The sequence below is a fragment of the Allobosea sp. OK403 genome, assembly GCF_900113835.1.
GTDB lineage: Bacteria > Pseudomonadota > Alphaproteobacteria > Rhizobiales > Beijerinckiaceae > Allobosea.
This window is the reverse complement of the sequence record NZ_FOQV01000003.1, coordinates 1,039,509-1,046,175: the sequence shown is the minus strand read 5'-3', so window position 1 is coordinate 1,046,175 and position 6,667 is coordinate 1,039,509. Positions and strand designations below refer to the sequence as shown.

7 protein-coding genes are annotated in these 6,667 nt (G+C 65.5%); 4 read left to right on the top strand and 3 right to left on the bottom strand.

The window, feature by feature from the left end; translation table 11 throughout:
* A partial coding sequence (locus tag BMZ97_RS16095) for a HAMP domain-containing protein (RefSeq protein ID WP_139221234.1) occupies positions 1 to 1,022 on the bottom strand: 1,022 nt, incomplete at its 3' end.
* Positions 1,023 to 1,386: 364 nt separating this feature from the next.
* Between BMZ97_RS16095 and BMZ97_RS16090 the strand changes: the two genes are divergently transcribed.
* On the top strand, positions 1,387 to 2,397 hold the full coding sequence (locus tag BMZ97_RS16090; protein ID WP_244546429.1) for a complex I NDUFA9 subunit family protein: 1,011 nt from the start codon (positions 1,387 to 1,389) through the stop codon (positions 2,395 to 2,397).
* A gap of 14 nt (positions 2,398 to 2,411) precedes the next feature.
* On the top strand, positions 2,412 to 3,092 hold the full coding sequence (locus tag BMZ97_RS16085; protein WP_092171254.1) for an HAD family hydrolase: 681 nt from the start codon (positions 2,412 to 2,414) through the stop codon (positions 3,090 to 3,092).
* A gap of 39 nt (positions 3,093 to 3,131) precedes the next feature.
* On the opposite strand, the gene BMZ97_RS16080 is transcribed toward BMZ97_RS16085, so the two are convergent.
* Complete coding sequence (locus BMZ97_RS16080) at positions 3,132 to 4,127, bottom strand: 2-hydroxyacid dehydrogenase (RefSeq protein ID WP_092171251.1); 996 nt, start codon at positions 4,125 to 4,127, stop codon at positions 3,132 to 3,134.
* Between the two features lie 255 nt (positions 4,128 to 4,382).
* On the opposite strand from BMZ97_RS16080, the gene BMZ97_RS16075 reads away from it, so the two are divergent.
* Complete coding sequence (locus BMZ97_RS16075; RefSeq protein ID WP_244546452.1) at positions 4,383 to 4,865, top strand: SH3 domain-containing protein; 483 nt, start codon at positions 4,383 to 4,385, stop codon at positions 4,863 to 4,865.
* 318 nt (positions 4,866 to 5,183) lie between these two features.
* Here BMZ97_RS16075 and irrA read toward each other — a convergent pair whose 3' ends face one another.
* Positions 5,184 to 5,648, bottom strand: a complete 465-nt coding sequence (gene irrA / locus BMZ97_RS16070) for an iron response transcriptional regulator IrrA (RefSeq protein WP_069689581.1) — start codon at positions 5,646 to 5,648, stop codon at positions 5,184 to 5,186.
* A gap of 310 nt (positions 5,649 to 5,958) precedes the next feature.
* Between irrA and BMZ97_RS16065 the strand changes: the two genes are divergently transcribed.
* Entirely contained in the window at positions 5,959 to 6,594 is a 636-nt protein-coding gene (locus BMZ97_RS16065) for a LysE family translocator (protein WP_092171244.1), read from the top strand.
* The last annotated feature ends 73 nt before the right edge of the window (positions 6,595 to 6,667 follow it).

Sequence of the window (6,667 nt, the reverse complement as noted above, 5' to 3'; positions counted from 1 at the left end):
GCCACCGCCTGCAGGGCGGCGGCGAATTCGGATGTGGCTGAATCAACCACCGCGTTGATCTCGTTGATGCCGGCGACGAGCTTCTGCATCTGCTCGTCTGCATGCTCGATCTCGAGCCGCGCCGAGAAATCACCCGACGCCGCAGCCGCGACAACCTCGCCGACATCCGTCACGACGGAGGCCATCGATTCCGCTGCCCGCAGCCGCGCTGCGGCCAATTCGCGCTCCTGCTCCTGGAACAGGGCAACTTTCTCCGTGCTCTCGCGCAGCACCGAAACGGCGCGCGCCATGGTACCGACTTCGTCCTGGCGTGCGACATGGGGCACGTCGATCTTGGTGTCGCCTTCAGTCAGGCGCTGCATCACCCCGCTGAGATCGATCAGCGGCTTGATGATGGCGCGCCGCGAGAACGCCAGGGCGCCGGCGATCGAAGCACCCAGCAGCAGGAGCAGGGCGACCGGCAGGATGATGCGCAGCTTCGAGGCGAAGGCGGCCGTGGCGGCCTCGATGGCGTCGCTGGCCTCCTCATTGGCCTGGCTGAACGTGGCCAGTTCCTCCATCAGGGCAGCGCGATTGCGCCGGCTGGCGTCGCCATTGCCCCAGGCGTCGGCGGCCCGCCCGGAGACCTCCTGGACCAGGCGGATCGTTTCGACCCGGTTGGCTACGAATTCCTCGATCAGCTTGCTGATCTTTTCAGTCCGCGAGCGCTCATTTTCGGGAATGGTTGTCAGGAGAATCTTGAGCCGGTCGTCGACCTTGCCCAAGCCCTTCTCCATGGCCGTGGCGGCGAGCTTCGCCTCATGGGGGTTGCGCGACATATAGGCCAGCCGGGAATCCTCGCTGAGCTGGTTGATCGCGACATTGAGCCGCTCCGTCGCCAGCATCGTGTCATTCTGGCGAGAGACGCGCAGATTCATCGTCTCGAGGCTGGAAATCGCCATGAGCGCGCTGCCCAGCGCGATGATGGCGCCGAACGCGACAATGCCGATCAGACCGAGAATTTTGACCCTAATTGATTTCATCTTATCCCCTGGCCGATCGCGCAATATCGACAAATTTCGTGTGTTTTAGCGGGGGGTGATTGAAGGCCGAGTTAATCTTGCCCTCAAAGAGGAACAAAAAAGCCAGAAAGCTGCCCATTTTCAAGGCGCTGCCTGCCCTCGATGGGGCAGCGATTTCGTCACGACGGTTCGAGCGCGCCGGCCCGGGCGCTACGAGGATGTCTCAAGCTCCGGCCGTCGCTTTCGCAGAGCGCGTCCAGGCCCTTGTCGCGCTCGATTCCCTTGTCGCACGCGATTCCTGCAGGCTGCGTCCCAAACCGCCTTTCCAGACCGGGGCGAAATGCTTTAGGAGCGTTCCAACCAACGCGCATGAGGCATGACGAGCATGGCGAACGATCTGTCCCCTCCGAGCCAGCAGCTCGTCACGGTCTTCGGCGGCTCGGGTTTCGTCGGGCGCCATGTCGTGCGTGCCCTCGTCAAGCGCGGCTATCGCGTGCGCGTCGCGGTGCGCAGGCCCGATCTCGCCGGCTTCCTGCAGCCGCTCGGTACCGTCGGTCAGATCCACGCGGTGCAGGCCAATCTGCGCTATCCCGATTCGGTCGCGGCCGCGATCAAGGGTGCGGACGCCGTCGTCAACCTGGTCGGCATCCTGCAAGAGAGCGGCCGCCAGAGCTTTGCCGGCGTCCATGCCAATGGCGCGCGCGCCGTTGCCCAGGCCTGCGCCGCGCTGGGTGTGCCGCGGCTGGTCCAGATTTCGGCGATTGGCGCCAGTAAGGATTCGAAGTCGAGCTATGGCCGCAGCAAGGCCGAGGGCGAAGCCGCAGTCCTTGCGCTCGTGCCCGGCGCGGTCGTGCTGCGGCCTTCGATCATGTTCGGACCCGAGGATGGTTTCTTCAACCGCTTCGCCGCGCTCGCTCGGATGCTGCCGGTGCTGCCGCTGGTCGGCGGTGGCGAGACGAAATTTCAGCCGGCCTTCGTCGGCGATGTCGCGGAGGCGATCGCGCGGGCCGTCGATGGTGCGGTCGCCGGCGGGCGCATCTATGAGCTGGGCGGCCCCGAGGTGAAGAGCTTCAGGGAGCTCGTCGCCTATATCTGCGAGGTCACCGGCCGCAAGCGCCTCTTGGTCTCGTTGCCATTCCCGCTGGCGCGGCTGCAGGCGCGCATCATCGAGATCGTCGACATGCTGACGCTCGGGCTCTTGCCGAACGAGCTGAAGCTGACCCGTGATCAGGTCGCGCTGCTGGAGAGCGACAATGTCGTCTCGCATGGGGCGAAGGCGGAGGGGCGCGATTTCGCCGGGCTCGGCATCGCGCCGAGCTCGGTCGAGGCCGTGGTGCCGTCCTATCTCTGGCGCTTCCGCAAGACCGGCCAGTTCGATGCGGCGCAGGCAGGCTGAAGCTGATCGCGACAATGGGCTTCGAGCTGATCATCTATGACTGCGATGGCACGCTCATCGATACCGAGACGCTCTATGGCGAGGTCAGCCTCGCTGCCTGCCATGCGCTCGGCCTGATGGAATGGACGCTTGACCACTATGTCGACCAGATCGTCGGCATTCCGTGGTCGGACGGCGTCAAGATTATCGAGGCCGCGCATGGCCGCCCGCTGCCGGCCGATTTCGAGACGAAGATCGAGGAGGCCGTCGCGCTGCGGCTCGAAAATGAGGTGCGCGCCCTGCCGGGCGTGCGCGAGGCGGTCGGCGCGATCGCCGGCCTGCGTTGCGTCGCGTCGTCGACCAGCCTGGCGCCGTTGCGGCGCAATCTCGGCATTGCCGGTCTCGTCGACCTGTTCGACCCTCATATCTTCTCGGCTTCGCAGGTCGCCCGCGGCAAGCCTCATCCCGACGTGTTCCTGTTCGCGAGCGATCAGATGGGGGCTGCACCGCGCAACTGCCTCGTGATCGAGGATTCGGTGCCGGGCGTGCTGGCGGCGCGGGCCGCCGGGATGACCGTCATCGGCTTCACCGGCGTCTCGCACGACAAGCAGCGCAGCGCGGCCCGCCTGAGCGAAGCCGGCGCCGTGCAGGTCATCGACGATTTCAGGCTCTGGCCCGATGTTGTGGCGGGCCTCGGCGTGCCTGCCTTGGCTTGAGAACAGGCGCGTAGACGGCGACGCCGGCCTTCGGCGGCTTTACAGCATGCTCGGCAAGACGCGGTCCGGCGGCTTATGCCCATCCATGAAGGTCTTGATGTTGACGATGACCTTCTCGCCCATATCGGCGCGGCCTTCATGCGTGGCCGAGCCCATATGGGGCAGCACCACGATGCGGTGCTGGCGGGCGAGCCTGAGCAGGCGCGGATTGACCGCAGGCTCGCTCTCGAAGACGTCGAGCCCCGCGCCGGCGAGCTCTCCGGCTTCCAGCATGCGCGCCAGCGCGGTCTCATCGACGATCTCGCCGCGCGCCGTGTTCACCAGGATCGCGTCGGGCTTCATCAGCTTCAAGCGGCGGGCCGAGAGCAGGTGGTAGGTCGCCGGCGTATGCGGGCAGTTGACCGAGACGATGTCCATCCGCGCCAGCATCTGGTCGAGCGAATCCCAATAGGTCGCGTCGAGCTTCTCCTCGATGCGGGCGTCGAGGCGGCGGCGGTTGTGATAGTGGATCGAGAGGCCGAAGGCGGCGGCGCGGCGCGCGACCGCCTGGCCGATGCGGCCCATGCCGACGATGCCCAGCCGTTTACCGGTGATGCGGCGGCCGAGCATCCAGGTCGGCGACCAGCCGGCCCATTCGTCGTCAGGGATGACGCGCGCGCCCTCGGCGATGCGCCGCGCCACGGCGAGAATCAGCGCGATCGTCATATCGGCGGTGTCGTCGGTCAGCACGCCAGGCGTGTTGGTCACGGTGATGCCGCGCTGCACTGCGCTGGTCACGTCGATATTATCGACGCCGTTGCCGAAATTCGCGATCAGCCGGAGCTGGTCGCCGGCCTGGGCGATGATCCCGGCGTCGATCCTGTCGGTCACTGTCGGCACCAGCACATCGGCGGTCTTCACCGCCTCGACCAGCGCGGCCTGGTTCATCGGGGTGTCGTCGATATTGAGGCGGGCGTCGAACAGCTCGCGCATGCGCGTTTCGACCACGGCAGGGAGCTTGCGTGTCACGACGACCAGCGGCTTTTTCTTCGTCATGGACCCCTCCTCCAACGCTTGTCTGTGCTTCGCCGCCTTTTGGCCTCAACCCGCCATTAACCGCAGGGCTTCAGGAATGAGGGGTGGCGTGACCGCGCGTGCTTGCCTCGTTGTCTAAGTGGCGGCGCGGCGGATGACAACATGGCCCTTCGCCGGATGTGTCCGGCGCGCGGGCCTTGTTGTGGGACGGAGATTGGACGGATGCTGGGTTTGTCGGTGCGCGGTGTTTTGCTTGGCCTTGCGATGTTCGCGGCCATGAGCGGGGGCTCTGTCGCGCTGGCCCAGGATACGCAGGCAGGGTCGGTCACGGGTTTGCCGGTGCCGCGCTATGTCAGCCTGAAATCGGATCGGGTGAATCTGCGCGAAGGCCCCTCCAAGGAACATCGCACGCGCTGGGTCTATCAGCGCGCCGGCCTGCCGGTCGAGATCGTCGCCGAATTCGAAACCTGGCGGCGCGTGCGCGACGCCGACGGCGCCGAGGGCTGGGTCCTGCACAGCCTGCTGTCGGGCCGCCGCACGGCGCTCGTTGCGCCGTGGTCGAAGGCCAAGGACGAGACCTTCACCTTGCGCGCCTCCGCCGATGAAAAATCAGCCGTGGTGGCGCAGCTTCAGTCAGGCGTCATCACCAATGTCACGAGCTGCGCCAATGCCTGGTGCCGTGTCGGTATCGGCAAGGTCGAGGGCTACCTCCGCCAGGACCGGCTCTGGGGCGTCTACCCCAATGAGAAGATCGACTAGGAGGCTGCGGGCGCAGACGCGCGAATCTCGACAGCGCCACGACGTCGGAGGCGCCCTTTTTGCCGAGACGAGCGCGGGGAACCGCTCTCCTGTAAGGAGAGGGGTAGGGGTGACGTGTCGGCCCCTGGACCAGCGGCGTGCAAACCTCACAGCGAGGCCGCGGTGAGGTCACAGCCAAAACGTCAAACGGCCGACCCCTCACCCTGCCCTCTCCCTACGGGAGAGGGTTCCCCGTGCCCTTTCCGTCATGCTTGGGCTTGATCCGGGCGGCCACGTCCTGAGCTCAGTCCCGACGAAGGAAGGCAGGGAGCTTTCGCCTCAGTTGGCGATCTTGCGCAGGCGCACCACGACATCGACCCGGGCGATCTCATAACCCTCGGGCGGCTCGGGCAGCTCGGCGACGTCCACCGCCGAGGCCGGGATGTCGATCACCGTGTTCTCGCCATCCACCACGAAATGATGATGTTCGCTGTTGTCGGTGTCGAAATAGGTCTTGGCGCCGTCGATCGCGAGTTCGCGCAGCAGGCCGGCCTGGGTGAACTGGTGCAGCGTGTTGTAGACGGTGGCGAGCGAAACCGGCACGCGCGCCTTCATCGCCTCCTCATAGAGCATCTCGGCGCTGACATGCCGGTCGCCCTTAGCGAACAGGAGCCAGCCCAGCGAGACACGCTGGCGGGTCGGGCGCAAGCCCACGCGCCGCAGGCGCTGGCGCACATCATGGAACGGGCAGCCTTGTCGCGCGCTCGATCCGTAGCCCTGGTCCTGGGAAATCAGATCGGTCATGCCTTGGGCGGGCCTCTTCAATGGGGTTGGCTGACGCGGATGATGCGTCACGAATAGATTATAACTGATGTAAGGCTTCAGCCCCTGCCTCGCAAGCTTGAGGCCGTTTTCCGGATGGTGCGCGCCTCCTGACAGCTTCGTGAGGCACGCTGTCGCAATGCTCTCGGCCCACTAGAGCCGGATGATTTCAGATGGGCTCACAAAGTGATCCCAGCTGAAATCTGAATCCGTCTCTCATCAAGGAGCGAGAGCAGGATCAATGCGAAAAACCGGTTCCCACTTTTTCGCATCCCGCTCCGGGAGCGGCGTCATGTCCGATATGAGCTATCTCTGGCTGTTTTTCTCGCTCGTTCTCGGCATCGTCATCGTGCCGGGCATGGACATGGCCTTCGTGCTGGCGAATTCGCTCGCTGAGGGGCGCCGCGGCGGATTCTACGCGACGGGCGGTGTCATTGCGGCGGGGATCTGCCACGTCGTCATCGGCGTGCTCGGCGTCGGCATCGTGCTGCAGCTCGTGCCGGCCGCTTTCAACATCATGCTGCTGCTTGGCGCTGGCTATGTCGCCTGGCTCGGCCTTTGTCTGTTCCGGAACGGCGCCGCGCTGGGCAGCGTCGAGCTCGCCAAACAGCGGACGGCCTGGACGATCTTCAGCCAGGGGGCGCTGACCAACCTGCTGAATCCAAAAGCCTATCTGTTCATGCTCGCGGTGTTTCCGCAGTTCCTGAGGCCCGAGGCCGGGCGAATCTGGCTCCAGGCAGCCATTTTGAGCCTGATCATCGCGCTGACGCAGGCGCTGGTCTATGGTTCGTTGGCTGTTGTGGCCGGCGGAGGGCGCACGGTCCTCGTGGCACGCCCTAACGCGACGGTCCTGATTGGCCGGGCGGTCGGGATTTTGCTGATGCTGGTGGCGGTCGTCACAGCCTTCGAAGGCTGGCGCCGTCCCTGATCTTTGCCGGAATCGCTGCGCCTGCGCCCTTCCGTTCCCGCGCAGCGCCGTGTTAGGCACGGCGCGAGATCAG

Excerpts from the sequence above, each read along its gene's own strand:
- BMZ97_RS16090 (WP_244546429.1), top strand. The coding sequence starts at position 1,387 with ATGGCGAACGATCTGTCCCCTCCGAGCCAGCAGCTCGTCACGGTCTTC.
- BMZ97_RS16080 (WP_092171251.1), bottom strand. The coding sequence starts at position 4,127 with ATGACGAAGAAAAAGCCGCTGGTCGTCGTGACACGCAAGCTCCCTGCC.
- BMZ97_RS16065 (WP_092171244.1), top strand. The coding sequence starts at position 5,959 with ATGTCCGATATGAGCTATCTCTGGCTGTTTTTCTCGCTCGTTCTCGGC.
- BMZ97_RS16085 (WP_092171254.1), top strand. The coding sequence starts at position 2,412 with ATGGGCTTCGAGCTGATCATCTATGACTGCGATGGCACGCTCATCGAT.
- irrA (WP_069689581.1), bottom strand. The coding sequence starts at position 5,648 with ATGACCGATCTGATTTCCCAGGACCAGGGCTACGGATCGAGCGCGCGA.
- BMZ97_RS16075 (WP_244546452.1), top strand. The coding sequence starts at position 4,383 with ATGAGCGGGGGCTCTGTCGCGCTGGCCCAGGATACGCAGGCAGGGTCG.